Origin of the sequence: Chryseobacterium kimseyorum (genome assembly GCF_025971945.1) — a bacterium.
GTDB lineage: Bacteria > Bacteroidota > Bacteroidia > Flavobacteriales > Weeksellaceae > Chryseobacterium > Chryseobacterium kimseyorum.
Map to the genome: position 1 here is coordinate 331524 of NZ_JAPDHW010000002.1, position 26175 is coordinate 357698.

At 35.8% G+C, this 26175-nt stretch carries 31 protein-coding genes; 15 read left to right on the top strand and 16 right to left on the bottom strand.

Annotated features, from left to right (window positions below; translation table 11 throughout):
- Positions 1-271: 271 nt before the first annotated feature.
- On the top strand, positions 272-934 hold the full coding sequence (locus tag OMO38_RS04115) for a hypothetical protein (protein WP_264748950.1): 663 nt from the start codon (positions 272-274) through the stop codon (positions 932-934).
- 136 nt (positions 935-1070) lie between these two features.
- Here the strand turns inward: OMO38_RS04115 and OMO38_RS04120 are convergent, their stop codons facing one another.
- Positions 1071-2606, bottom strand: a complete 1536-nt coding sequence (locus tag OMO38_RS04120; RefSeq protein ID WP_264748951.1) for a YifB family Mg chelatase-like AAA ATPase — start codon at positions 2604-2606, stop codon at positions 1071-1073.
- Between the two features lie 124 nt (positions 2607-2730).
- Here OMO38_RS04120 and OMO38_RS04125 point away from each other — a divergent pair, with 124 nt between their 5' ends.
- Genes OMO38_RS04125 through OMO38_RS04135 form a run of 3 tightly spaced genes read left to right on the top strand, consistent with a single transcriptional unit; the run spans position 2731 to position 4157 of the window.
- Positions 2731-3078, top strand: coding sequence for a tRNA-binding protein (locus tag OMO38_RS04125; RefSeq protein ID WP_264748952.1), 348 nt, complete (start codon positions 2731-2733; stop codon positions 3076-3078).
- A 47-nt stretch (positions 3079-3125) separates the two neighbouring features.
- Entirely contained in the window at positions 3126-3827 is a 702-nt protein-coding gene (locus tag OMO38_RS04130; protein WP_264748953.1) for a 3'-5' exonuclease, read from the top strand.
- Positions 3828-3830: 3 nt separating this feature from the next.
- On the top strand, positions 3831-4157 hold the full coding sequence (locus OMO38_RS04135; RefSeq protein WP_264748954.1) for an SUF system Fe-S cluster assembly protein: 327 nt from the start codon (positions 3831-3833) through the stop codon (positions 4155-4157).
- A 167-nt stretch (positions 4158-4324) separates the two neighbouring features.
- On the opposite strand, the gene OMO38_RS04140 is transcribed toward OMO38_RS04135, so the two are convergent.
- From OMO38_RS04140 to OMO38_RS04150, 3 genes are all read right to left on the bottom strand, one after another.
- On the bottom strand, positions 4325-5182 hold the full coding sequence (locus tag OMO38_RS04140; RefSeq protein WP_319804179.1) for a sulfurtransferase: 858 nt from the start codon (positions 5180-5182) through the stop codon (positions 4325-4327).
- Between the two features lie 86 nt (positions 5183-5268).
- Positions 5269-5670 carry an OsmC family protein gene (locus tag OMO38_RS04145; protein WP_264748955.1) on the bottom strand — a complete coding sequence of 134 codons (402 nt, stop codon included), beginning with the start codon at positions 5668-5670 and terminating at the stop codon, positions 5269-5271.
- A 32-nt stretch (positions 5671-5702) separates the two neighbouring features.
- Positions 5703-6551 (bottom strand): hydroxymethylglutaryl-CoA lyase, encoded by an 849-nt coding sequence (locus OMO38_RS04150; RefSeq protein WP_264748956.1) that lies wholly within the window; start codon positions 6549-6551, stop codon positions 5703-5705.
- Between the two features lie 187 nt (positions 6552-6738).
- Here OMO38_RS04150 and pepT point away from each other — a divergent pair, with 187 nt between their 5' ends.
- Positions 6739-7986 (top strand): peptidase T, encoded by a 1248-nt coding sequence (pepT, locus tag OMO38_RS04155; protein WP_264748957.1) that lies wholly within the window; start codon positions 6739-6741, stop codon positions 7984-7986.
- 12 nt (positions 7987-7998) lie between these two features.
- Here pepT and OMO38_RS04160 read toward each other — a convergent pair whose 3' ends face one another.
- The 5 genes from OMO38_RS04160 to OMO38_RS04180 form a co-directional block, all read right to left on the bottom strand.
- Entirely contained in the window at positions 7999-8391 is a 393-nt protein-coding gene (locus tag OMO38_RS04160) for a hypothetical protein (protein ID WP_264748958.1), read from the bottom strand.
- A 164-nt stretch (positions 8392-8555) separates the two neighbouring features.
- On the bottom strand, positions 8556-9182 hold the full coding sequence (locus OMO38_RS04165) for a hypothetical protein (RefSeq protein ID WP_264748959.1): 627 nt from the start codon (positions 9180-9182) through the stop codon (positions 8556-8558).
- Positions 9183-9404, bottom strand: a complete 222-nt coding sequence (locus OMO38_RS04170) for a hypothetical protein (protein WP_264748960.1) — start codon at positions 9402-9404, stop codon at positions 9183-9185. It abuts the gene before it with no gap.
- 241 nt (positions 9405-9645) lie between these two features.
- The gene (gene thiL / locus OMO38_RS04175; RefSeq protein ID WP_264748961.1) at positions 9646-10710 is read right to left on the bottom strand and encodes a thiamine-phosphate kinase; all 1065 of its coding nucleotides are present in this window, start codon (positions 10708-10710) and stop codon (positions 9646-9648) included.
- 76 nt (positions 10711-10786) lie between these two features.
- Entirely contained in the window at positions 10787-11281 is a 495-nt protein-coding gene (locus OMO38_RS04180; RefSeq protein ID WP_264748962.1) for an acyl-CoA thioesterase, read from the bottom strand.
- Positions 11282-11778: 497 nt separating this feature from the next.
- Between OMO38_RS04180 and OMO38_RS04185 the strand changes: the two genes are divergently transcribed.
- From OMO38_RS04185 to OMO38_RS04200, 4 genes are all read left to right on the top strand, one after another.
- Positions 11779-12981, top strand: a complete 1203-nt coding sequence (locus tag OMO38_RS04185; protein ID WP_264748963.1) for a BaiN/RdsA family NAD(P)/FAD-dependent oxidoreductase — start codon at positions 11779-11781, stop codon at positions 12979-12981.
- 9 nt (positions 12982-12990) lie between these two features.
- Positions 12991-13395: an energy transducer TonB gene (locus tag OMO38_RS04190; RefSeq protein WP_264748964.1), complete on the top strand. Its 405-nt coding sequence runs from the start codon at positions 12991-12993 to the stop codon at positions 13393-13395.
- A 91-nt stretch (positions 13396-13486) separates the two neighbouring features.
- Positions 13487-14047, top strand: coding sequence for a DUF2306 domain-containing protein (locus OMO38_RS04195; protein ID WP_264748965.1), 561 nt, complete (start codon positions 13487-13489; stop codon positions 14045-14047).
- Positions 14048-14052: 5 nt separating this feature from the next.
- Positions 14053-14973: a YARHG domain-containing protein gene (locus OMO38_RS04200; protein ID WP_264748966.1), complete on the top strand. Its 921-nt coding sequence runs from the start codon at positions 14053-14055 to the stop codon at positions 14971-14973.
- A gap of 14 nt (positions 14974-14987) precedes the next feature.
- Here OMO38_RS04200 and OMO38_RS04205 read toward each other — a convergent pair whose 3' ends face one another.
- From OMO38_RS04205 to OMO38_RS04215, 3 genes are all read right to left on the bottom strand, one after another.
- The gene (locus OMO38_RS04205; protein WP_264748967.1) at positions 14988-15386 is read right to left on the bottom strand and encodes a ribosomal maturation YjgA family protein; all 399 of its coding nucleotides are present in this window, start codon (positions 15384-15386) and stop codon (positions 14988-14990) included.
- An 86-nt stretch (positions 15387-15472) separates the two neighbouring features.
- A complete protein-coding gene (locus OMO38_RS04210) occupies positions 15473-16126 on the bottom strand; it encodes a thioredoxin family protein (protein ID WP_264748968.1) in 654 nt (217 codons plus the stop codon).
- Between the two features lie 8 nt (positions 16127-16134).
- A complete protein-coding gene (locus OMO38_RS04215) occupies positions 16135-16623 on the bottom strand; it encodes a TlpA disulfide reductase family protein (RefSeq protein ID WP_264748969.1) in 489 nt (162 codons plus the stop codon).
- A gap of 197 nt (positions 16624-16820) precedes the next feature.
- On the opposite strand from OMO38_RS04215, the gene OMO38_RS04220 reads away from it, so the two are divergent.
- Both OMO38_RS04220 and OMO38_RS04225 read left to right on the top strand, forming a co-directional pair.
- Positions 16821-17270, top strand: coding sequence for an energy transducer TonB (locus tag OMO38_RS04220; RefSeq protein ID WP_264748970.1), 450 nt, complete (start codon positions 16821-16823; stop codon positions 17268-17270).
- A gap of 209 nt (positions 17271-17479) precedes the next feature.
- Complete coding sequence (locus OMO38_RS04225) at positions 17480-17719, top strand: energy transducer TonB (RefSeq protein ID WP_264748971.1); 240 nt, start codon at positions 17480-17482, stop codon at positions 17717-17719.
- 22 nt (positions 17720-17741) lie between these two features.
- Here OMO38_RS04225 and mutS read toward each other — a convergent pair whose 3' ends face one another.
- From mutS to OMO38_RS04245, 4 genes are all read right to left on the bottom strand, one after another.
- On the bottom strand, positions 17742-20330 hold the full coding sequence (gene mutS / locus OMO38_RS04230) for a DNA mismatch repair protein MutS (RefSeq protein ID WP_264748972.1): 2589 nt from the start codon (positions 20328-20330) through the stop codon (positions 17742-17744).
- Between the two features lie 93 nt (positions 20331-20423).
- Entirely contained in the window at positions 20424-20843 is a 420-nt protein-coding gene (locus OMO38_RS04235) for a hypothetical protein (RefSeq protein WP_264748973.1), read from the bottom strand.
- Between the two features lie 18 nt (positions 20844-20861).
- Positions 20862-21350: a hypothetical protein gene (locus OMO38_RS04240; RefSeq protein WP_264748974.1), complete on the bottom strand. Its 489-nt coding sequence runs from the start codon at positions 21348-21350 to the stop codon at positions 20862-20864.
- 19 nt (positions 21351-21369) lie between these two features.
- Positions 21370-22263 carry a cupin-like domain-containing protein gene (locus OMO38_RS04245; RefSeq protein WP_264748975.1) on the bottom strand — a complete coding sequence of 298 codons (894 nt, stop codon included), beginning with the start codon at positions 22261-22263 and terminating at the stop codon, positions 21370-21372.
- Between the two features lie 501 nt (positions 22264-22764).
- Between OMO38_RS04245 and OMO38_RS04250 the strand changes: the two genes are divergently transcribed.
- The 4 genes from OMO38_RS04250 (at position 22765) to OMO38_RS04265 (ending at position 26167) form a co-directional block, all read left to right on the top strand.
- Entirely contained in the window at positions 22765-23643 is an 879-nt protein-coding gene (locus OMO38_RS04250; protein WP_264748976.1) for a bestrophin family protein, read from the top strand.
- 127 nt (positions 23644-23770) lie between these two features.
- Positions 23771-24307 (top strand): RNA methyltransferase, encoded by a 537-nt coding sequence (locus OMO38_RS04255; RefSeq protein ID WP_264748977.1) that lies wholly within the window; start codon positions 23771-23773, stop codon positions 24305-24307.
- Positions 24308-24648: 341 nt separating this feature from the next.
- The gene (locus OMO38_RS04260; protein ID WP_056083255.1) at positions 24649-25299 is read left to right on the top strand and encodes a CBS domain-containing protein; all 651 of its coding nucleotides are present in this window, start codon (positions 24649-24651) and stop codon (positions 25297-25299) included.
- A gap of 1 nt (position 25300) precedes the next feature.
- Positions 25301-26167, top strand: a complete 867-nt coding sequence (locus tag OMO38_RS04265) for an NAD kinase (protein WP_056083258.1) — start codon at positions 25301-25303, stop codon at positions 26165-26167.
- Positions 26168-26175: the final 8 nt, after the last annotated feature.

Below are 26175 nucleotides of genomic sequence, written 5' to 3' on the forward strand. Positions count from 1 at the left end.
CAATAAAGTATGGTGTTTTGGTGTAAGTAAATAAATAGCTAATCTTATAAGACAAGTGCTATAACGACCTTACTGACTTGTTCATAATTTCATTTCCAGATTTTATGAATAATAAAGAAACAAAGCAATATCAGTAATAAGTTTAAAATTCAATAATTACACAAATTTTAAAATTACATAAATGAAAAAAGTTTACCTCTTTTTACTTTTGGCCATTAATTCCCACACATTTGCACAAGTTGGAATTAACAATCAATCGCCCAAAAGCACCTTGGATATTACTGCAGCCCGCCCAACCGGCACTTTAAATCCCGAAAACAAGGATGGTATTATCATTCCTAATTTAGACAGAGAACGGGCACAGGCTATCGGGAACAACACAAGTCCCGCTACCGCACTCTCAACACTTATATACATCAATGACAGTACGACAGGTACAGCAACTGGATCAGCGGTAAATATCGGCTCGCCGGGGTTTTACTATTTTGACACCACTATTCTTCCTGCACCTGGAGTATGGCAGCCTATCAGGTCGACAAATGTCGATATCTATGGTGGTCAACTGAAAATACCTCCACATAATTCATTTACACCTGATTTCTCAGCTCACACCAACACAACCTTTGATAGTGATAATTGGTGGGTTATTTCCAAAACTTCAACAATTCCAGGTACTGGCACCCCCGCAAAAATGAGTATTGTATATGAATTTCAGGGTAACCAGTTTAATACGACAGGCCTCTATCCACAATTAACTGTTGGCAACAGCAGTTCGCTTCCGGATGTTTACAATGCCAATATGGTTTCTATCAATAATAATGGGACGGGAGGGAAAACAAGACTTAATGTGGTGGTGGTTCGTGTTGATAATTTCACAAACAGTTGGCAAGGTACTTTTCTTTTAAATGTGCTTCTTACAAGAAGATTAAACTGATAATCTCTTATTTTGAAATAGATTATAGGCGCTAGTTAATTCTTTGATGATGCTGAGTCGCAGTCCGAATCATTTTTTAATGAACTTGCTTTAAACTTATTTTGAAATCAAAAAAGCTGTCCTAGCACATTTTTATTTAAACATTCCAAAACTCGCGATCCAGACTTCTGTACTGTATGGCTTCAGAAATATGATGTGACTGAATATTTTCAGCTTCTTCCAAATCTGCAATCGTTCTTGCCACTTTTAAAATTCTGTCGTACGCTCTCGCAGAAAGATTCAGTTTCTCCATGGCTGTTTTGATGAGGCTAAAACAGGATTCATCCAACTCACAGAACTTCTCCAGTTCACGGGAACCAATTTGAGCATTATAACTGATTGACAGATCTTTATACCTCTCGTTCTGGATCTCACGTGCTATCAAAACACGTTTCCTGATATCCTCACTTTTTTCTCCTTTTCTTTTTTCTGCCAGTTGTTCAAACTCAACTTTCTGAACTTCAACATGAATATCAATTCTGTCTAAAAGCGGTCCCGAAAGCTTATTCATGTAGCGTTGCATTTCAAAGGATGACGAAGTATTATTCGGATCATCAGGAAAATATCCGCTCGGACTCGGATTCATTGAAGCCACCAACATAAAACTTGAGGGATAATTGATGGTAAATTTTGCTCTCGAAATCGTTACTTCGCGGTCTTCCAATGGCTGGCGCATCACCTCCAAAACCGTTCTTTTAAATTCAGGCATTTCATCCAGAAATAAAACACCGTTGTGAGCCAATGAAATTTCGCCCGGCTGAGGATAACTGCCACCACCGACAAGTGCGACGTCAGAAATTGTGTGATGAGGTGATCTGAAAGGACGAACGGTCATTAATGAAGTTTCCGTCCCCATTTTTCCGGCTACAGAATGAATTTTTGTGGTTTCTAATGCTTCCTTCAAAGTAAGTGGCGGCAAAATACTCGGAACTCTTTTCGCCAACATCGTTTTTCCACTTCCGGGAGGGCCGATGAGGATAATGTTATGTCCGCCGGCAGCGGCAACTTCCATCGCCCTCTTAGCCGTTTCCTGACCTTTTACCTCAGAAAAATCAAACGGAAAACTGTTTATTTTATCCTGAAATTCTTTACGCGTATCTAAAACAAATTTCTCCAATGGTTTCCCTTCATTAAAGAAATCAATAACCTCTTTAATATTTTCTACGCCATACACATCCAGATTATTGACGATGGCGGCCTCTCTGGTATTTTGTTTCGGCAGAATAATTCCTTTAAAACCTTCTTCCCTTGCCTGAATAGCAATCGGCAGAACTCCTTTTATGGGTTGCAGACTTCCATCAAGCGACAATTCTCCCATGATAATGTAGTCCTGTACATTTTCACCCATAATCTGATCTGAGGCAATCAAAATCCCGATGGCAATGCTCAGATCGTAGGCAGCTCCTTCTTTCCGCAAATCTGCAGGCGCCATATTTATCGTAATTTTCTTTCCCGGGATTTTGTAGCCGACGTTCTTCAGTGCAGCCGAGATCCTGTAACTGCTTTCTTTGATTGCATTATCAGGTAAACCGACGAGGTGATAACCTACTCCGCCCGTATCAATGTTTACTTCTATAGTGATGGTCTGCGCAGAGACCCCGAAGATGGAACTTCCATAAATTTTGATCAGCATATTTTGTGTTTTAAGTAAAATTAAAAAATTTTCGTGTGCTATCTGATAGTTTTGCTTAAATTTTAAATCTAAATTTTAATACTTTTGTTTTAACACTTAATTTCATTAAGAAAACCTATTCATCATGAATGTTAAACCTGAAATATCCTGGGCAGATTTTGAAAAATTAGATATCCGGTGCGGAACAATTATTTCCGTAAATGATTTTGAAAAGGCGAGAAATCCTTCCTATCAGCTTGAAATTGATTTTGGAGATTTAGGAATCAGAAAATCAGCCGCTCAGATTACCACGCTTTATCAAAAAGAAGATTTAGTTGGAAAACAGATTTTAGCCGTCGTGAATTTTCCTAAAAAGCAGATCGCCAATTTCTTCAGCGCATGCCTGGTCTTGGGCGTTTATGGTGAAGATGCTAAAGATGTCACGCTTTTATCACCTTCTCTTCCAACAAAAAACGGATTGCAGGTTGGATAGATCTTAATTAAAAAATAGTTTTTAAAATCGATTAATCATACACAAATATGATACAGAACATTCCTTTAGAAAAAGTTTTATTCCTTGATATTGAAACTGTTCCATTGTACGGAAACTGGAATGAAATTCCGGAAACCGAGCAAAAACTTTGGGATAAAAAAACAAGATTTCAGCGTAAGGATGAATTCTCAGCAGAAGAGTTTTACGAACGAGCCGGAATTATGGCTGAGTTTGGAAAGATCATCTGCATCACCATTGGGATGCTCGAGAAAAATGAAACTCTAAGGATAAAGAGTTTTGCCAACGATGACGAGAAAAAACTGCTGCAGGAATTTGGCGAACTGTTCAACAGTCCTAGACTTCGCGACGTGATTCTCTGCGCTCATAATGGGAAAGAATTTGACTTTCCATGGATAGCCAGACGTTTTTTGATTAACGGAATGCAGCCACCTTCGCCTTTTCAGATGTTTGGGAAAAAACCTTGGGAGATTCCACATCTCGACACTATGGAATTATGGAAATTTGGGGATTACAAAAGCTTTATTTCTCTGGAATTATTAGCGCATGTTTTTGGAATTCCAACCCCGAAAGATGACATCGACGGCTCAATGGTTTCATCAATTTACTACATAGAAAAAGACTTGCAGCGAATTGTTGACTATTGTGAAAAAGATGTCTTAACTTTGGCAAACATTTTCCGACGTATGCGCCAGGAAGATTTATTGCAGAGAAATATCAATTTAGATTAACAAATGAACTTTACAGACGATCAGATTGCCGACATCGGTGAAGAAATTATAAGAGTACTGAAAACCGTTTACGACCCGGAAATTCCGGTGGATATTTACGAATTGGGATTGATTTATGACGTTCAGATTTCGGAAGAAGCTGATGTGAAAATCATCATGACCTTAACGAGCCCAAACTGTCCCGTTGCGGAAAGCCTTCCGCAAGAGGTAAAAGACAAAGTGAAAGAAGTAGAAAACGTAAAAGAGGTAGAACTCGAGCTTACTTTTGAGCCGACCTGGAACAAAGATATGATGAGTGAAGAGGCAAAATTTGAGCTGGGAATGCTCTAAATTTTCGTAAAAATAAATGAGGCTGTCAAGATTTTGGCAGCTTTTTTTGCTTCTTACAAATCCTGATTTTTTTATTCTTTAAATATATGTTGTCATTCCGTAGAAATCTCGGCAATGTTTAATTATAATAGCTTAGATTCCTGCGGAATGACAAAGTATAGTTTAATCTAAATCTCCTTTGCAACTTCTTTCCCTTCTCGTCTGCTCCATTCACTCCACGAGCCTACATACAGATCCGGAATTGCAAAACCGGCATAATTCAAAGCTAAAATTGTGTGACAGGCTGTAACTCCGGAACCGCAGTGAATGATTAATTTCTCAGGCTTATTCTCTAATAATTTTAAATATTTTTCTCTTAGAATTTCAGGTTTATGGAAACATCCATATTCATCTAGATTTTCAGAAAAAGGAATATTAATGGCACCCGGAATATGTCCCGCAACTAAATCAATCGGTTCAGATTCACCCTTAAAGCGATATGAATCTCTAACATCAATTACTGTTGCCGAATTGTTTACCAATTCATTTTCAACATCTTCCAACTCAGAAATTGGCAGAAGCCATTCTTTCCTGTTATTGATTTCAGTTTTTTTAAAAGTTTCTTCGCCAGATGAAAATTCTAAATCGTTCTTTTCTGCTTCCTGAAAACCGCCATCTAAAACCTGAACATTTTTTAACCCAAAAGATTTCAGCATCCACCAAGCTCTCGCTGCAGCATTCGCTCCGTTTTTATCATCATAAATTACAATGTGAGCATCTTCAGAAATTCCTAAATGGGAAATTGTTTCTCCAAACTTGTCAATGGTTGGAAGCGGATGTCTTCCACCAAATGCGGCGTCTTTTCCTGTTTCTGCCAAATCTTTATCTAAATCAATAAATCCTGCTCCTTTTATATGTTTATCAAGATATTTTTGGCGTGCATCTTTACCAACCCTTGCATCGAGAATGATGAGATTTTCAGAGGTGAGATTTTTTAATTGTTGTGATGAAATAATCGGAAGCATATTTAAAATAATTTTTTGCACAGATGACTCTGATTTACTTAAATCTTTCAAATCCGAAAAATCATTGTACGGTAAAAATAAAACCGCAGAAATCTCTGCGGTCTGTTTTATTGATAAATAAAAATCATGGTCTGTACCAATTCCGGATGAAGGCTTCTGGCTACCGGACAGTTATGAGCGGTTTCTTCGATGAACGCTTTTTCTTTATCTGAATATGAGTCAGGAAAAACAAAGTTACATACGATTTCCCCGATTCTTCTCGGCTCTGTTTTCATAATTTTCTGAAGTGTACAGTACGCTCCGTCGATATTGATCTTTTTGTCTTTTCCTAAAATGGCAATGGTTGTCAAAGCACATTCTGCTAAAGAAGTCGCGCAAAGATCGGTTGGTGAAAACTTTTCTCCTTTTCCGTGGTTGTCGGTAGGCGCGTCACTTTCGATAACGGTGCCTGACTGTAAATGTTCTGCTGAACATCTTAGTCCGCCGATGTATGTTATTTTTGATGTCATAATTTTTTAATTAAAATAAATGAGACGTTATCTCAGAAATGAAAAATATCTTTCGCTCTGTTATAAGAACTTTCGAAATTTAGTAAATTCAATTTGTGTTCCGCTTTTTCTACGCTCATAAAGTTGATAACCTGTTCGGTCGGCATATTTCCCACCAAATCATCTTTTGCCATCGGGCAGCCACCAATTCCTTTGATGGCAGAATCAAATCTTCTACATCCTTTATCGTAAGCAGATTTTAATTTAGAATAAGAATCTTCGTAACGGTTATGAAAATGCGCTCCGAAATCAATATTCGGATACTTTGAAGGAATTTTTTCAAACAACACAGAGATCGTTTCCGCTGTTGCAACTCCTGTAGTATCAGACAGTAAGATGTTTTTAATTCCAATTTCAGAAAAACGCTTTGCCCAGAAATCTACATCTTCCCATTTCCACATTTCGCCGTACGGATTTCCAAATGCCATGGAGAAATAAAGATTGAGTTCTTTGCCTTCGCTTTTAGTCAGCTCCAGCATTTTAACTACTTCATCAAAAGCTTCTTCCTGATTTTTATTGGTATTTCTGTGCTGAAAAGTTTCAGAAATAGAAAACGGAAACCCTAAAATATCCACCGACTGATGCGCCAATGCTTTCTCAGCTCCACGATAATTTCCGATGATGGCAGAAACTTTGGTATTGGATAAAAACTTGTCAATATTTTCGGCAACCTCAGCAGAATCAGCCATTTGCGGAATTGCTTTTGGAGAAACAAAACTCAGACAATCTAAAACATCAAAACCCACTTCCATCAGTGAGTTGATATAATCGATTTTTTTGGCAGTCGGAATAAATTCTCCCCAACCCTGCATGGCATCTCTAGGACATTCTGTAAGAAACATTTTCACTTTTGATTTTCTCAAATATAATAAAACTAAAACAATTCGTTTGTTGTACAAAACAAAGCTAAGATTCTTTTGATAACCAATAATTTATATCTGATTCATAATTTCAATACCTCATATTCAAATACAAAAAACATGTTCTCAGCATCAAATTTGCTAACTTTGTTAAAATTTTAGACATCTAATGAGTACAATCGAATTCAACGAAATGTGGAGAGAAAAACTACTGAACCGTTTTCTCAGCTATGTAAAAATATATTCAACCAGCGACGCAGAAAGTGAAGCAACACCGTCTACTGAAAGACAGTGGGACATCGCCAATTACATTGTAGAAGAACTGAAAACTATCGGTTTGGAAGACGTTTCTATCGACGATCATGGTTACATTATGGCTTATGTTCCATCAAATCTGGAAAACGACAGTCAGCCAACCATCGGATTTATTTCGCATTACGATACTTCACCGGATTTCAATGGTGAAAACGTAAAACCTCAGGTTTGGGAAAATTATCAGGGCGAAGATTTGGTTTTAAATAAAGAAACGAACTTCACTTTATCTCCTGCAAAATTTGAAAGTTTAAAACAATATATCGGTCAGACTATCATTACAACTGACGGAAATACACTTTTGGGAGCTGATGACAAAGCAGGTTGTGCAGAGATCGTAACGGCTGCAGAATATTTAATTGCTCATCCTGAAATTAAACATGGAAGAATGGCCGTTGGTTTCACTCCTGACGAAGAAATCGGAAGAGGCGCGCACAAATTTGATGTAGCTAAATTTGGGGCAGAGTTTGCGTATACAATGGACGGAAGTGAAGTTGGAGAACTGGAATATGAAAACTTCAACGCAGCTGGAGCTATCGTGAAAATCCACGGCTTGAGCGTGCATCCTGGTTATGCTTTCGGAAAAATGGTGAATGCAGGTCTTTTGGCGGCAGAATTTATTCAGTTACTTCCTGCGAATGAAACTCCGGCAACAACAAAAGGTTTTGACGGATTTTATCATTTAATGGATATCACTGCTGATATTTCTGAAGCTAAACTTCAATACATCATCCGTGATCATGACGAAGTGAAATTTGAAGTGAGAAAGAAATTCATGGAGGAAAAAGTTGCTGAATTTAACCAAAAGTATGGTGAAGGTACGGCTGAAGTGGAGATTAAAGAACAGTACCGCAATATGAAGCAGCAGTTCGAAGGAAAAATGCACATCGTTGATCTTGCTGCAAAAGCAATGAAAGAAGCGAATATTGAACCGAAAATCAAAGCCATCAGAGGTGGAACAGACGGAGCGCAATTATCGTATATGGGACTGCCTTGTCCGAATATTTTTGCAGGCGGAATGAATTTCCACGGACCGTACGAGTATGTTGCCCTGGAAAGTATGGAAAAAGCGCTGGAGGTGATTGTGAATATTGTGAAAGCTTAATAATTTTTCAATTTATTTGCTTAGCAATTTTTTGTAGCAATTTTCTCCTTCATGATAGCCAAAACAGAGGCTCAGGTTTCCGTCAATTTCTTCAAAATATGTACTAAAAGTCATATCAACATCTTTAACATCATCTGGAAAAGCAACTAAATTTTTATCTAGATTAAAATAGAAACTTTCAAATTTAATCGAATTAGCATCTAAACTATATGTAGATTCATAATCTAATAGTTTTCTTTTCATCTTATCGTAAAGTACTCTTCTGTATTTCCCTTCTTTTTTAATGATTATTGTATCAAAAGTATTATTATATGATACAGGATAATATTTTCCGTAAACTTCATTTTCATCAATCCCTTTACACGAAATAAAAAGTAAGAAAAGAGAATAAACTATTAATTTCATCCAACAAATTTTCATTTGCAAATTAATTATTTAAAACAAAAAACCACTACAAAAATGCAGTGGCTTCACAATATTTACATTAAATATTAATCGTTGTTCTGCCTTCCAACATAATTGGAAAATTCACAAAGTTATTCCGAAAATTTTAAAATAACACATTAAAACTATTTTGTATAAGGAAAATTTCTTGAAAGTTTTCTCATCATACTTTCGACTAGATCATCGGTACTCTTTCTATAATTGTCATCCATAGTTTTGTAAAACCTCCAAACCATCTCACCAGTAGCACCTTCATTTAAAACCATTGTAAGCGTTCCTGAACCTGTTTTACCACCTGTACCTAACCATAGAGCATTATTACGCGCCTGCCTGTCACTTCTCGTTTGTTCATTTTCAAATTTTCCGCTGATTATTGCGTCTACTTCAAGTATTTTAGCAATTTCATCCTTTGTTAAGTCTTCCAATTTATCCAGCACTCCAGCACGCTTAAGTAAAATATTTGTCTTATCTACGTCCTGAAATTCTACGGTATATTCTTTACGTTTTCTTAATAGAAAAGTGTACATACTAGTCTGTATGCTTTTCGCCATTGTTTGTTCCTGCTGACGATTCATTTCTGCGCTCAGTGCCTCATTTTGCTTCCGGTGTGTGATGGCCACATAGAAAGGTAGTATTGCAACCCTTTTATGCCTTGCAATCACTTCCTTTAGATTATCTGCTTCATAAATTTGCTTTTGTGCTGTAGCAGATAATGATACAGTAAATAATGCAAGTATAATTAGTTTTTTCATTTATTTTATTACTTTCCTTTTTTCAAAATTTTTGTATCCGTCACTTTCATTACCCACATAGATATCGCCTGTTTCTTTATCTAAAATAATTAAATCTCCATAGCTACTACCTGAATCAGGGACTCTCATCATAGAATATTTATCCTTTGATAAATTAGATATTAGATATCCAGCAATGAATCCTATAATCAGACAACTTAAAATTATAATAATATTTTTCATAAAAGATGTTTTTACCTGCACTACAATAATATATTCCTATTTAGATTTTTTACATAATTTTTTGTAAAATAGATTAATTATAATCACGAATACATACTATTTTGTGCAACGCGTTTTTCTTAACTTAAGAAATATCTGCATCAATGCATTGCGAATTCACTGCATGAATGACTTTTCACCCGTTAAAATTAACAAAAACCACTACAAAAATGCAGTGGCTTCAAAATATTTAAATTAAATTTTAATCATTTTGTTGATTTCCTAAAAAAGCATCCCAACCTTGCGCCGTTAAAGCTACCAATTGGTTAGAACCTCTCGCAACCATGAAATTTCCTTCTTCCTTCTCAACAGCATGACCGATAATCGTAAAATCCGGATGGTTTTTTATCTTATCAAAATCTTCTGAAGCAATCGTGAACAGCAATTCATAATCTTCACCTCCGCTTAATGCCGTCATCACTGGATTTAAATTCAAATCGTCCGCCGTTGTAATCGTCAGATTATCCATCGGAATTTTCTCTTCATACAATCTGAATCCTACTTTTGACTGATCAGAAAGATGTAAAATTTCAGAAGCCAGACCGTCTGAAACATCAATCATAGAAGTTGGTTTGATATCCAACTGCTCTAAAATTCCTTTTACATCGGTTCTTGCTTCCGGCTTCAACTGTCTTTCTAAAATATAATCGAAACCTTCCATCTCAGGCTGCATATTGGGATCCGCTAAGAAAACGGCATGTTCTCTTTCCAAAATCTGAAGTCCCATATAAGCTCCACCCAAATCTCCGGAAACAACCAGCAAATCGTTCGGTTTTGCGCCGCTTCTTTTCACAATATTTTCTTCATCTTCAATTCCAACCGCAGTAATGCTCATCACCAAACCTGCGTTTGAACTTGTTGTATCTCCACCGATCAAATCGACTTTATATCTTCCGCAAGCTGCCTGAATTCCTGAATACAGTTCTTCCAAAGCCTCCACCGGAAAACGGTTCGAAACCGCAAGAGAAACCAAAATCTGCGTAGGCGTTGCATTCATCGCTGCAATATCACTCAAGTTCACCACAACGGCTTTGTAACCCAAATGTTTTAACGGTACATATCCTAAATTGAAATGAACACCTTCTGCCAGAACATCAGTAGTTAAAACAACTTTTTTGTTTCCGGGGTTAATCACAGCCGCATCATCTCCTACTCCAACTTCCGAAGATTCATTGGACAAAGGAAAAAATTCTGTTAAGTGTTTTATTAATCCAAATTCTCCCAATTTAGAGATGGGTGTTAATTCTGGTTCTTTATCTTCAAACATATCTTTTTTATATAATTGATGGTCGATCAGTGATAATTGATGGCAAAAAAATCAGTCATCATTTATCGATGATCATTTATTTATTAAAAATCGCCGGGTCAATATTTTCCGGGCGGAAAGGAAGTTTTTTAAAGTCTTCTCTCGTCATCAAGATGGTTTCAGCAGTTTTGTACTTATTCATCGCTTCAACCACATCATCAGGTGGAGAAGTCATTTTTCTCAGCATGGTATCAATCCACACACCTGTCGCTTCTGAAGTCGCACAATGTGAACCGTCAGGAAGGTAAAACTTGTGCATAAAACGGTAGATCGCTGCATCTTCTGCACATCCGTCGATTTCAAGGCTCACAATGACTTTTTGGTCAGCGAAAATTTCCTTGAAAAACGAAAATCTTTCGTGCATAATCACAGGGCCAATTCCCCATCTGCTCATTTGGGTAACTCCCATTTTTTCTTTTTTCATAAAAGCCATTCTCGTTTGCGCACAGTACTGCACATAAGACGAGTTGGCAAGATGTTTATTGGCGTCAAGATCGCTCCAGCGAACTTCAAAAGTATGATAGAAAGTCATTTAATAATAGTTTTAATTTGAATTTTTTTAAAGCAAAAAATAAAAAATCTAACCTTTTGTTTGTCATTCCGTAGGAATCTAAACATCGTCATTCAAAACTCAGCAGAGATTACTACGGAAATCGAAGATTCGACGAAGTCAAAGATAAACTGACTGAATATTGATGCTCAAGGATTAAAAAGTAAATAATTCTTTTGTGGTTATATTTTGAGCTTTAAAATTCAAAAATTACAATCATCAAAATTACTCAAATAAGATGGTTTATAAAAATTGTAATTTTGCATAAATAATCCATTGCATAAAAGATTAAATATTTTTTATCAAGTAACAAGAAATAAGAAGAGAAGCCGCGAAGCGGTGACATCAAAAGCATAAGGTAAAGCCCTATGAATAAAGTTACCCAAAGTTTTCTCAGCCCTGAAAGGGCGAAATCAATGACTTTCTTGATCGGTAATTAAATCAAAAACTATTGTGCATTTTGTGGTTAATATCAAACTATGAAGAAAATAATCATTATCGGAGGCGGTGCCGCAGGATTTTTCTGTGCAGCAAATCTTGACGAAAAGAAATATAAAATCACCATTCTTGAGCAGAACTCAGACGTACTTCAGAAAGTGAAAATTTCAGGAGGCGGAAGATGTAACGTTACCCACGCCTGTTTTGATCCTAAAGAATTGGTTCAGTTCTATCCCCGCGGAAACAAAGAATTGTTGAGCGTTTTCACCAAATTTCAACCCGGCGACACGATGGATTGGTTCGAAAAACGAAAAGTTTCGTTGAAGATTGAAAACGACAGCAGGGTTTTCCCGGAAAGCAATTCTTCGCAGACGATTATCAATACTTTTCAGAACGAAATTCAACAGAAAAATGTTGACGTAAAAACGAAATGTTCGGTAAAAGAAATCATAGAAAGAGGTGGTCAATACTTAGTTTCTACAAGTTTGGGAGATTTCATCGCTGATTATGTTATCTACACCACAGGAAGTTCGCCGAAATCTTTAAAGATGATTGAAAATTTAGGACATAAAATCATCGATTTGGTTCCTTCACTTTTTACATTTAATATAAAAGATGACTTGCTGAAAGATCTTTTGGGAACAAGCTTCGAAATGGCGGAAACATCAATTCCCAAATTAAAAACAGAAGAAAGCGGACCGCTTTTGATTACGCACTGGGGACTTTCCGGACCTGCTATTTTAAAAATCTCGGCTTGGGAAGCGATTAATCTGGCAAAAGTAAAATACAATTTTGAAGTTCAGGTGAACTTTATTTCTAAAGATATGGATGAGGCGGAAGAATTATTTCAGAACTTTAAAATTTCAAATCCTAAAAAATCAATTGGATCATCAAAAATTTTTGAGGTGACCAACCGTTTTTGGCAAAGGATTTTAGAAGTTTCAAAGGTTGATTTAAATAAACAGATTGCCAACATTTCAGGTAAAGAAATACAGACGATTTTGGAGAACCTCTGCAAAAAGAAATTTCAGGTAACCGGAAAATCGACTTATAAAGATGAATTTGTAACCGCAGGTGGTGTAGATTTAAAAGAAATAAATTTTAAAAATATGTCTTCGAAAATTTTGCCTAACTTTTACGTGGCCGGAGAAGTTTTAAATATAGATGCCTTAACCGGTGGTTTTAATTTTCAGGCTTGCTGGAGTGAAGCATGGCTGATTGCGCAGGATTTGAATAATTTATAAAATACAGTGATGAAAAAACTACTTTTTATTATGCTGATGATAAGTTCAGTAACGATTTATTCTCAAGAAGTCAATAAAAAAGAAAGCGAGAGCAGTGTTGGTGATAATATTTTTGAAAAGGTAGATATATTACCTGAATATCCAGGAGGAATAAATGCGTTTAGACGAAAATTCTCCGAGTCATTTGACATTCGCCGAATAAATTCAAATAAACCTGCAAAATCCGAAGCACAGTTTGTTATTGATTTAGATGGCAATGTTACCGATATTATAGCGGTAGGCGAAAACAGATCGATGAATAAAGAAATGGAAAGAGTTATAAAAACTATTTCTAAAACAAAATGGAAACCTGCACGACTTAATGGTGAACCAGTCAAATATCTTTTTAAATTACCAATTTCTATGAATCTTTAACATTCAATAACCATTGTTAGAAATTAGAAAAAAAAGTAATTACATTCTTAAGATCCTTCTCACCGCTGGATTCGCATATTTCTTTTGGCTAATGTTAAAAATCACTTTAGAATATATCCCTTTAGATACCAATGTCAGCTTTTTAATGATTAAACAGACTGAAGTGGTGGAAAGACCGGAATATCTTTACTTTTTTTACACTCATGTGTACACGAGTATTTTTGTTTTGTTAGCCGGATTTTTAGCCATTCTAAGAAAGGATTTTGGCATTAAACACTTTCATAAAAATGCAGGAAAGATATATATTTTTTTAATTCTTTTTCTTGTGGCACCATCCGGAATTTACATGGGAATTTTCGCCAATGGCGGTTTTTTATCTAAAATTTCTTTCGTTATTTTAGGTTGCCTTTGGTGGTTTTCAACCTTTAAAGCTTATCAATTAGCGCGACAGAAAAAATTCACAGAACACAAACAGTGGATGTGGCGAAGTTTTGCATTCACAATTTCTGCCATCACTTTGAGAATGTGGAAAGTTTTTATTGTATATTTATTTCACCCAAATCCGATGGATGTTTACCAAATCATTGCATGGCTGGGTTGGGTTCCGAATATTATTTTGATAGAATATTTAATTACCAAAAAACACATTTAATCAATATGAAAATTTTAAAATTTACTTTAATCACTCTGGTGACCGTTGGTTTAACAAGTTGTAAAAAAGATGCAACAACCGAAAAAAAATCTGCTGACAGCTTAACTGTAGCAAAAGATTCTGTGGTGGCTCCCGAAATTCATAAAGAATACTATGGAATTTACACCGGAGAATTTGCAGGCAAAGGCGAGGTTTATGATAACGAAACGGGAGAATATTACGAAGGAACAGATTACAAAAGACTATCCTTAAAAATCAACAGGATTACTCAGGATTCTGTCTACGGACAGACCGTTTTGAATGGAACTCAGCGACCATTCAGAGGTGTTTTTAATGAAGGTTCTCAGTCATTTATTTTGGATGAACCGGGAAGTGATAAAACCGACGGAAGATTTGAAATCAAACTGAATAACGACAGCATTACAGGAAAGTGGACCGCCTTCAATAAGTCTGCGGTAAAAGCTCCAATGAAAAATTTAAAACTGATTAAAAAAGAGTTTGTCTACAATCCGAATTTTATGCTGGATGAAAATTCTGACTTAATCGATTGGGAGAATCCGAGAGATTTTAAAGAAAAATATACCGATGAAGAAACCGGTAAGACAGAAACGTTCACCTCATCAAAAAACAGAATTGCTTCTGATGCGGTTTTTAAAATCAATGCGTCTAAACAGAAACTGAGTGAAAAAGACCTGAAAAATCTTAGAAAACTGGATATGGAAATTATCAAAAATGCAGTTTTCGCAAGACATGGCTATTCATTTAAAAAGCAGACGTACAGATCCTTTTTTGAACAAACCGATTGGTATATTCCGGTTTCTAACAATGTCGACAGTGAGCTTTCTCCGATGGAAAAAGAAAATGTCGCTTTACTGAACCGTTTTATAAAATATGCTGAAGATAAATATGACTCTTTCGGCAGGTAAATTTTTTCTAAAAATTATACAGATTGTCCTAGTTTTTTCTGACTGGAATTGATTTTAACGATGAGATATAGAATTAAACATCCCGCTCCATAACATACAATATCAATCCACGAAAAGGAATTTCCGACTACAATATACATCAGGCTTCCTTCCGGGAAGCCTAATTTGTCTGCTAACTTAAAATACTGGGCAAACTCTACCAGGCAAGAAAATGCAAAAATTCCCAGAATTAGTTTTGTGCTGTCAATTATGAAAAAGCTTTTCACAAGAGTATATAACAGCATCACAACGATAACGTCGCCCAAATAGGCTCTGATAAAGAATTGATTTTTTAAAACTGTTGCTATCAGAACTTCAACAAGGAAAATAAAGGTCGTTAAGAGAAAATATTTCAGGTTAAATTTGAATTTCATCTGACTGAATTTTTAAGTATTTTTTTATTTGTGCTTAAAAAAAGCGGACAAAAGTCCGCTCTGTTGAATATTCCAATTGAGGAAATTTATTTTTTTGCTTTTATGGTGCAACCAATCGCTACAGTCTTTGTAGTTGCTATCGGTTCTCCTTTTATAAGAGAGTTTACAGCATCCTTTACATAATGCTCTGTAGCCTCAGCCGCATTTTCGTAGTTATTGTCAATCGCGCCGATATATCTTACAACATTGGTATCACCTTCTTTTTTCAGAATAAATACGTGAGGTGTTTTTGTAGCACCAAATTGCGGATAAACTTTCTGACCTTCATCTACGAGATAAGGAAATGTAAATCCTTTTTCTTTAGCTCTTGTTACCATTTCTTTGAAACCATCCTGAGGCTGAACCTTTGGATCATTAGGATTAATAGCGATGACAGGATAACCATCTCTCTTATATGTTTTATCTAATTCTATAATTCTCTCTTCATAACTTTTAGCGTACGGACAGTGATTACAGGTAAAAATTACGATAAAACCTTTCGCTTCATCAAAATCTTTTAGCGAAACCATTTTGCCATCTATATTCTTCAGCTTAAAGTCGGGAACCCTGTCGCCTACCTGATATCCTTTTTTCTCAGCATTTTCTTTCGGCGTTTCAGAGCTTGTTTTTGCTGTCTGGGCAGAACTCATCACTGCGAAGCCTATCATAAAAGCTGTAAACAATGTTTTGAATCTTTTCATTTTTATATTTATAAATTTTTAATAACTGTATTTTCTAATTCTTCTTTGCTCATTTCTCCGTCATTGAAATGTACTTTCTCACCATTCTTATAAAAAACTGTAACCGGTATATTGCCTTCCCAATTCTTATCAAATCTGGGAATCCAGGTATTCATCCTTTTGATATCATCCAATAGAATAACTTCTGCGGTAAGATTCTTTTTTTTAATAAACTGAATAACTTTTTCCTTGTCTTTTGCACGGTCTAAGGATACTAAGATCATTTTAAACTGAGGATTATTCTTAAACTTTTCATTAATAATCATAAAATCAGGAAGCTCTCTTACGCATGGCGCGCATGTCGTTGACCAAAAATTAACGACCACCATTTTGCCACCCTCCTTTTGAATTCGCTGTTCGAGCTCCTCATAATTCATTGCTGTCACATCATTCTGCACCTGAGCTTGAGATGAAGAATATCCCAGAATTAGTAACAGAATAACCAAAAAATTTTTCATTCTCAAATTTAGCAAAAAGCATTGACAACTTGATGGCAAACAATCTGTTAAACTTTGTTAATAATTTTCGCTATTCCAGCGCTTCAAAGAAATTAATTCATAAAATGTAAATATTTGTGGTATCTTTTTTGCTGAAATTTAAGTCACCTATACATCTGAAATTTATTTTCAGAATCAGTATTACTAAATTAAATTTCATGAAAAAAGCATTTTTTTTTCTTGGCTTATTATTCATCATACCCTTCTCTGCTCAGACTTCAGGGACAAAACCGACAGGCACCAAAAGCTCATCAGCCTATCCTGATTATTCTGTAGTGCAGACCAAAATGAGTCTGAAAGATGTGGTTACAAAAGCAGATTCAATACCCGAATTTCCCGGTGGGCTTAAAGCTTTTAAAAGAAAATACTTTGAAAGCATCGAAACTCTGGATGTAAAAATCAAAGAAAAAGTAGATACGCGTCTTTATTTTATTGTGGAAAAAAACGGTTATGTCCGAAACGTAACAGCCGTCGGAACCAATAAAAAACATGCAGAAGCTGCTGAATTAGGTTTAAAACGAATTTTCGCACGCTGGAAACCCGCGACCATTAAGGGTGAACCTGTGCGTTATCTCATGTATTTTCCTTTGACGAGCAAAGAATATTAGGCCATAAAAATTATCTTTGTTAAAGCTATAACTGTGACAAAAATACTAATCGTCTTTCATTTATTCTTCTCCTATATTGTATTCGCACAAGATTCCATAAAAAGTTACGGTCAACTCAATGAATTGGCTCTACGTGAAAAAAATGGAAAAACTGAGATTGAAATGGAAAAAATTCCCGAGTTTTGTCAAGTAACGCAACTTTCCTAAAGATGATACAGAAAAAATTTAAGACAAGAAAAATTTTAAACACCGGAAAAAAGGAAAGCTCACAAGTAACATTTATAGTTGAAAAAGATGGCTCTATAACTGGTGTTGAAGCTTTTGGGAGTAATGAAGAGCTCAACAATGAAGCTGTAAAATCTGTTTTAAAAATTAAAGGTACCTGGATTCCCGGTGAAGTAAATGGGATGAAAGTTCGCGGAAGAATGAAATTTCCTAATTTCTATTGATTTCACTCAAAACAGAAATTAACTACTTCCCAATCATCTTTTTAATCGAATTCAGCTTCATCAAAGCTTCAATCGGTGTCAAAGTATTAATATCAATTTTCGTGAGTTCTTCCCTAATATTTTCCAGAACAGGATCATCCAACTGGAAAAAAGAAAGCTGCATATTTTCTCCGGTAACCCTTTTTACACCTTCAGAAGAGCCTCCCTGCGAACGGCTGGCTTCCAGAGTTTTCAGAATTTCGTTGGCTCTGTTCACTACTTTTGAAGGCATTCCCGCCAATTTTGCGACATGAATACCGAAACTGTGCTCGCTTCCTCCTGAAATAAGTTTTCTCAAAAAGATAATATTCCCTTTATTCTCCTGAATGGAAACGTGAAAGTTTTTCACACGCTCAAAATTCACGGTCATTTCATTTAACTCGTGATAATGCGTTGCAAATAAAGTTTTTGCCTGCGAAGGATGCTGATGAAGATACTCCGCAATCGCCCAGGCAATGGAAACCCCGTCATACGTTGAAGTTCCACGGCCGATTTCGTCCAATAAAATCAAACTTCGGTCTGAAATATTATTTAAAATATATGCCGCTTCATTCATTTCCACCATGAATGTTGACTCTCCGGCAGAAATATTATCTGAAGCTCCAACTCTTGTGAAAATTTTATCTAAAACTCCAATTTCAGCGTGTTTTGCAGGAACAAAACTTCCGATTTGTGCCATCAGACATACAATTGCGGTCTGACGCAGAATCGCAGATTTACCCGCCATGTTGGGACCGGTCACCATAATAATTTGTTGTGAATCTTTATCTAAAAAAATATCATTCGGAATATATTTTTCGCCTAAAGGAAGGGCATTTTCAATGATTGGATGTCTGGCTTCCTTTAAGTCAATTTTAAAACCGTCATTCAGAACAGGTTTGGTATAACTTTCAGAAACCGCCAGTTCAGACAGACCAACTGCCACATCAAGCTGCGCAATAATATTTGAATTTTCCTGGATTCTGTCCATGTAAATCATCGTATCCGAACATACTTTTCGGTACAGTTGATTTTCCAGAACACTGATCTTTTCTTCAGCGCCCAGAATCTGACTTTCGTATTCTTTCAGTTCCTCTGTGATGTATCTTTCTGCATTCACCAACGTCTGCTTTCTGATCCAATCGCTTGGAACTTTATCTTTGTGGGTATTTCTTACTTCAATAAAATATCCGAAAACATTATTAAAATCAATTTTCAGACTGGTAATTCCGGTGCGTTCCACTTCCCGCTGACACATTTCGTCCAGAAAACCACGTCCTTTGTTTTGTAAACCTCTCAGATGATCGAGTTCTTCGGAAATATTCTGTTTGATCACATTTCCTTTCGCTAAATTGACAGGAAGTTCTTCATTCAAATAATTTTCCAGCAGTTGAATCAAATCATCTAATGAATTTAAAGGCTCCAACCAGGCTAAGACATCTGCGTGAGGATGAAGCAATCCTTTAATTTTGTGAATATTGATCAGACTCTGACGCAGATAACCTAATTCTTTAGGTGAAATTTTTTCTGCGGCCAGTTTTCCCATCAAACGGTCTAAATCTGAGATCGCTCTCAGTAATTGTGAAATTTCATATTTTAAATGATCATTTTCATTTAAAAAGTCAATTAATGAAAGCCGTCTGCCAATTTCCTCAACAGATTTTAAAGGCAGAATAATTCTTCTTCTCAACAATCTTCCACCCATAGGCGTAGAAGTTTTATCGATAATATCTAAAAGTGATTTTCCTTTCGGATGGCTCGGGTAAACGATTTCGAGATTTCTCAGCGTAAAATGATCCATCATCAGATAATCTTCCTGCGGAATAATCTGAATTTTGGTAATGTGCGCCAGTAATTTGTGATGCGTATCTTCAACCAGATAAGCGAAAATAGCTCCTGCTGCGGTAATTGCCAAAGGTAAACCTTCAACGCCAAAACCTTTTAATGAATTGGTTTTAAACTGATTCGTTAGCTTTTCGTAAGCGAAATTGTATTGATAAGCCCAGTCTTCCAGTTTGAAAACGTTTCTGTTTTTCAGCTGATCGGGAATCTGTACACTTCGTTGGTAAATAATTTCACTCGGGTCAAATGTGTTGATGATGTGTAAAATTTTATCTAAATTTCCTTCGCTCACCAAAAATTCTCCGGTAGAAACATCGACTAAAGCGATTCCGTATTTTTCTTTTTCTTTATGAAGAGAAAGCAGGAAATTGTTCTTTTTTGAAGTCAGAACCTGATCGTTGAAAGTCACTCCGGGCGTCACCAATTCCGTGACACCACGTTTTACAATTCCTTTGACGGTTTTTGGATCTTCCAGTTGGTCACAAATCGCCACACGAATGCCGGCTCTCACCAATTTAGGCAAATAAGAATCCACCGAATGATGCGGGAAACCCGCCAGTTCGATATGACCTTCGCCATTGGCTCTTTTCGTCAGAACAATCCCCAAAATCTGAGAAGTTCTTACGGCATCCTGACCGAAGGTTTCGTAGAAATCGCCCACTCTGAAAAGCAAAAGCGCATCAGGATATTTCGCCTTGATGGTGTTGTACTGCGTCATTAACGGGGTTTCTTTCTTCGTCGCCTTTGCCATTGAGTTTTACTTAAATTTGGGTTGGTAAAAATAGGAATAAAAAAAGAAGGAGGGAAATGGTGATTTTAAATCTCATACAGAAGTTCTGTAACATCAGCTAAAACTATACAATCCAGATTTTTCAATAAAGGGTTTCAGCTTTTCGATGACATTTTTATCGGTGTACCAAATTATGAATGTATAATCCCAATCTTCAGATAATAAACATTCTAATTCCGGAATTACATAAATTGAAAATTCATTTGATGTTTTAGTCATTGAATCTTCATAATTAGGAAGCGTTTCATCAATGTTACTAATTTCATTTAATTTTCTCTCTTTTAAATCAACGAGTTGCATTCTGTAATGCTTAAAAATAGTATTTATTAAAGAATTAAATTTAGACCAATCAGCCTCAGTGACTTCGTCCAATAGATGATAGTTTTCTTTACCGAGCCATTCTGGCCAAAGCGAAATGAATTGCTTTTTGTATTCACTTTTAACTACTTCATCATCAAAATATTTATTGAACATAATTAATTAAGTATAATTTTATAATGCAATAATTTGTAGATTACTTTCTACAACCTGAGTTTTTGTTTTATATTCAGTTTCATTTACAATCTCACCAAGACGATTGATTAAACCAGTTTCATCTTCCAAAGTCATTATTATTTTAGTTCCTGATCGATGATTGGCTTCCAAATTATTAATTACAATCCGCATTATTTCTAAGCTAAATTTATCATCAACATTCTGAAACTCTTCAAAAACGAAAAGGCTATTGTTTTCTGCAATCCAATCGATGTGAAAATCAAAAATTTGGTTATCATTATATTTTCGTTTTGCTTCGTAAAACGGCGAGAAAAGTTTTTTTGCCTGGACTATATTTAGATAATCTGAGAGAGACTTCATTGATTTGGGAAATCTAATAAGCTCAAGATTATTATTTTCAAGAATTTGGGCAAGAGTTTTATGTCTTTCCTCCTCAGTTTTTCCAACAATTAAAATATGTTTCTGAAAAGTAAATCTGTAGTCCATTTTTTTGCATTAGCTAAAGTCAATATTTTAAACCTTCTCTTTTTTTACTTAAATGCTTTTCCAAAGTCTCAGTAGCCTTCTCATACGCCCATTTCTGCTTATAATCTACCCATTCAGATTTAAATAATTTCCGCAAAATTTTGTCGGTGTAGCGCATAACAAAAACATGATACAGCATATTCGCAAAAACTTTAGGTTTATTCGGTAAAGCTCTGAGAGACATTGAAAAACCAGGTTCCAAGTATCTGTTGAAATGCCAGAATGCGCCGGGAATAAAAAGCGCATCACCGTGTTCCATAAAGATTTCAATGCCTTTGGCGTATTTCAAAGCCGGAAATTTCTCGTAATCAGGATTTTCGTAATCGATTTCGTAAACCGTATGAACTGAAAGCGGAACTTTATATAAAAACTTTGACTGTTTCTGGTCAAACAGCAAAATTCTTTTCTTCCCTTCAAAATGGAAATGCATAAAATCTCCCAAATCAACATCGTAATGCATCAGAACATGCGCTTCACTTCCTCCAAAAAATAGAGTCGGAAGCCGCTTGAAAAACTTAATTCCCAAATCAGGATATGTAAAGTTTTTCAGTAGTTCAGGAAGCCTGTCGGTGATGATGTAAAAGAAAATACGCAGATCAGAAGGTTTAGATTTTATCGTGTCGATATAATCCTTCATTTTCATCTTTGTTACTGGTGCATCAGAACTTTTCTTTGCATCCGCAGGTTTATTGTCGTAGAGTGGAACTTCCTGTTCGCCCGCTTTTTCTTTAATAAACTCAAAATTCCATTTGTCGAAAGCTTCCCAGCGACTTGCGTAGTTTTTGATCAGAAGAGGTTTTTTCTTCTTGAAATAATTTTCCTGAAAATCTTCTTTACTGATGTCGCTGACTACATCCACGTTTTCGAGAATCATCTGTTTTGTTTTTTAATGCGAAATAAAAATAGTGTTTTTTTGAAATTTGAAAAAATTTTGATGGGATTAGTTGCCACAGAATACTCAGATCAGCATGGATGATTGTGAATAATTATGGTGAAAAAATGCCACGAATGCACGAATAAATCTTTATTATTTGAACAACCGAATTTTGCCCGACTTTTTAATTAAACGCAAAGCCAAACAAAGAATTTAAATTTAATCCGTCTTTTTTAAGTTATATAAAGGCGCAAACTTAGCAAGGAAATACAAGTTATTCTTAATAGGACAAATTGCGACAATTGTAATTATTATTTAATTAAAATGCAGAATTCAGCCATTAATTCATTAAAATTCGTGCATTCGTGGCAACTTAAAACTATTATTTAATTAAAATCTGCGACATCGGCCTAATCTGCGGGAGCTATTTAATTCGAAAATTAAAATTTCCACGAAAAACAATAATCCGAATATTTTATCTTTGCAAAAAGCACATCAGCCATGAGAGTCTACAACACCAAAAATTTCCTGAAGATCCTGATCAGCTTACACAAAAGTGATACGCTGAAAATTCTGTTTCCAACGATGGTTTTGATGGCGCTTTACTCCTATGGAATCCAATATCTTGAGATTGAATATTTACATTTAACCTCAAAATCGAAGGTCAGCAATGTGGGGATGATTCATTCTTTATTGGGATTTGTGTTGTCTCTGCTTTTGGTTTTCAGGACAAACACGGCGTACGACCGTTGGTGGGAAGGCCGAAAACTTTGGGGAAAACTGGTGAATGACACGAGAAATTTCGCCATCAAAATCAGTATTATTCTTACGGACAACAGAGAATCTGCTGACCAGATTTCAAAATATCTGAAGTTTTTTCCGCATCTCTTAGCAAAACATCTTTCTCAGGAATCGACGCGGCTGGCTTTGGATGAGGATTATTCAGAAATCAAAAATTCTTTGAAAAATCACGGACCCAATGATCTGATTATCCAGCTGACTGAAAAATTATATCAGCTAAAAAAACAGGGTAAAATTTCTGATGTTGAAATGCTGTATTTAGACACGCAGATTTCCGGTTTTCTGGATGTTTGTGGCGGTTGCGAAAGAATAAAAAACACACCGATTCCGTATTCTTACTCATCTTTCATTAAAAAATTCATTATTCTATATGTATTGGCTTTGCCGGTTGCCTATGTAATTAACCTTGGATTATTTATGATCCCGCTGACGGTTTTCGTTTATTACGTGTTGATGAGTCTGGAACTGATTGCTGAGGAAATCGAAGATCCTTTTAATAATGATGAAAATGATATTCCGATGGAGACGATTGCGCAGAATATTGAAAGAAATGTACATCAGATAATGGGCGGGAAATAGTAAGTAAATCTGTGGGCAAAGAAATCTCCCACAGATCTCACAGATTCTCACAGATGAATTTGAAATAAAATTTTAAAATCCATTCATTCAGAAGAATTCGTAAATTGTAATTAGAAATAAATATATTTTGGTAAATAAATTAAAACTGGAAGAACTCAACAGAATTGATGTAGAAACGTTTAAGAAGGTTGAGAAAATTCCGTTGGTGGTTGTTCTGGATAACATCAGAAGTATGCACAATGTAGGGGCGACTTTCAGAACGGCAGACGCATTTTTGGTTGAGAAAATTATTTTATGTGGAATTACGCCGCAACCGCCACACCGTGAAATTCACAAAGCTGCTTTGGGCGCGACAGAAAGTGTGGATTGGTCGCATGAAGCAGATATTAATGTGACGATCAATGATTTAAAAAGTCAGGGATTTGAAGTGGTGGGAATCGAGCAGACGACCAACAGCACGATGATTACTGATTTTAAAATTGACAGTTCAAAAAAATACGCGGTCATTTTAGGAAATGAAGTAGAAGGAATCAGCGATGAAGCGCTTCAGGATATCGATTCTTTTATTGAAATTCCGCAACTGGGAACTAAGCATTCCTTAAATGTAAGTGTATGCGGAGGAATCGTGATGTGGGAATTTGCAAAAGCTTTAGGAATTAAATAATAATTGTTTTAAATTAATTCTTTGAAGGCTTCGCTAAGTAGAACGCCTTTGTATATCTTAACAGCACTCAGAAGTTCAAAAAAATCTTAGCGGACTTTGCGTTTAAATAAAAACAGAAAAATTCAGTTTTCGAAAATCAGAATATGCCCTAAAATAAAAAAACTGCGTCTGTCAAAAGACAGTGCAGTTTGAAATAAATCTAATAAAAAGTAAAAATGAAAGGCGACAAAGATACTTCAAATTTCTTTACGGGCAAATTTTTATTTCACTTTTTTTATTTTTATGAAAAAAAACTGCAATAAAGCAGGAAGGTTTCGTTTTTAATTTTATAAATTAGCACAATGTTTATCAAGGACTATATCTCAAAAGATTTTCCGTGTTTTCATCTGACTGACTCCATCGAATCGGCTAGGGAAACCCTAGAAGCATTTGGATATACGCATATTTTCATCAAAAAATCACACCACTTTTACGGAGCCATCGCCAAAGACTTTCTTTATGAAGAAGAAGGTACTTTAAAGAACCTCGAACATCAGATCGAGCGCTTCGCCATTTTGGAGGACAATAATATCATGGACAGCATCCGTCTTTTTTATACATTCAATGCCAACGTGATTCCTGTGATCAATAAAAACGAAAAATATCTGGGCTACATCTGCTGTGACGATGTTTTTCAGACCTTTTCAAAATACCCTCTGTTTTCGGAAACCGGTGCTACCTTAACGATAGAAACTCCGGCAAGAAAATATTCTATGACAGAAATTGCCAACATCGTTGAGAGCAACAATTCTAAGTTCTACGGCGGTTTTATCAGTTTCATGTCAGACGAATTTATTCACATCACCATTAAAATCAGCAACGAAAATTTAGCTTCCATCGACGCTACTTTCGACCGTTATGATTACAGAATTGTTGAAAAATATTATTCTGATGAGAAAACAGATCTTTTCAAAGACCGTTTAGGTTTTTTACAAAAATTTATCGAAATATAATATGAAGGCAGCCATATATTCTCAGAAAAAAGATCTTGATACTTTTTTATATTTAAGCAAATTTATTTCTGAATTGGAAAGCAGAGGCGTAAAATCTGTTTTGTTTGACGAAATGGCTGACGCGCTTCAATTTTCAAAAATATTTGAGACTTTTGGCAACAAACAGGATCTCATCGACAAAAAAGTTGATCTGTTTTTCACCTTTGGTGGCGATGGAACGATTGTAAATTCATTAACATTTATCGAAGATCTCGAAATTCCTGTTGTGGGTGTCAACACCGGAAGACTTGGATTTCTGGCAAGTTTTACCAAAGAAGAAGCCTTCAAAGAACTGGACTCTATTTTAAAAGGTGATGTGAAAACCAGCCGAAGATCAGTTATCGAAGTTGTTTCACCAAAATCTGACGAATTTTTTCCGTATGCTTTAAATGATGTGACGATTTCCAGAAAAGAAACCACATCAATGGTCACGGTAGATTCCTATATTAATAATGAATTTCTAAATGTTTTCTGGGGCGACGGCGTGATTGTTTCTACGCCAACAGGTTCTACCGCTTATTCTTTAAGTTGCGGCGGACCGATCATTTCGCCAAACAACGAAAATTTTGTCATTACTCCAATTGCGCCGCATAATTTAAATGTAAGACCTTTGGTTGTCAACGATAAAGTTGAGATTAAATTTAAAGTAGAAAGCCGGGTTCCACAATATTCTCTTTCTTTAGATTCAAGATTAATTCATATTGAAACGGATAAGGAAATTGTGATCAGAAAAGCAAGTTTCCAGCTGTTACTGGTACAGCCGAACAATTTAAGTTTCTACGAAACCATCCGCCAGAAGCTACTTTGGGGACGGGATAAAAGAAATTAATCATTTCT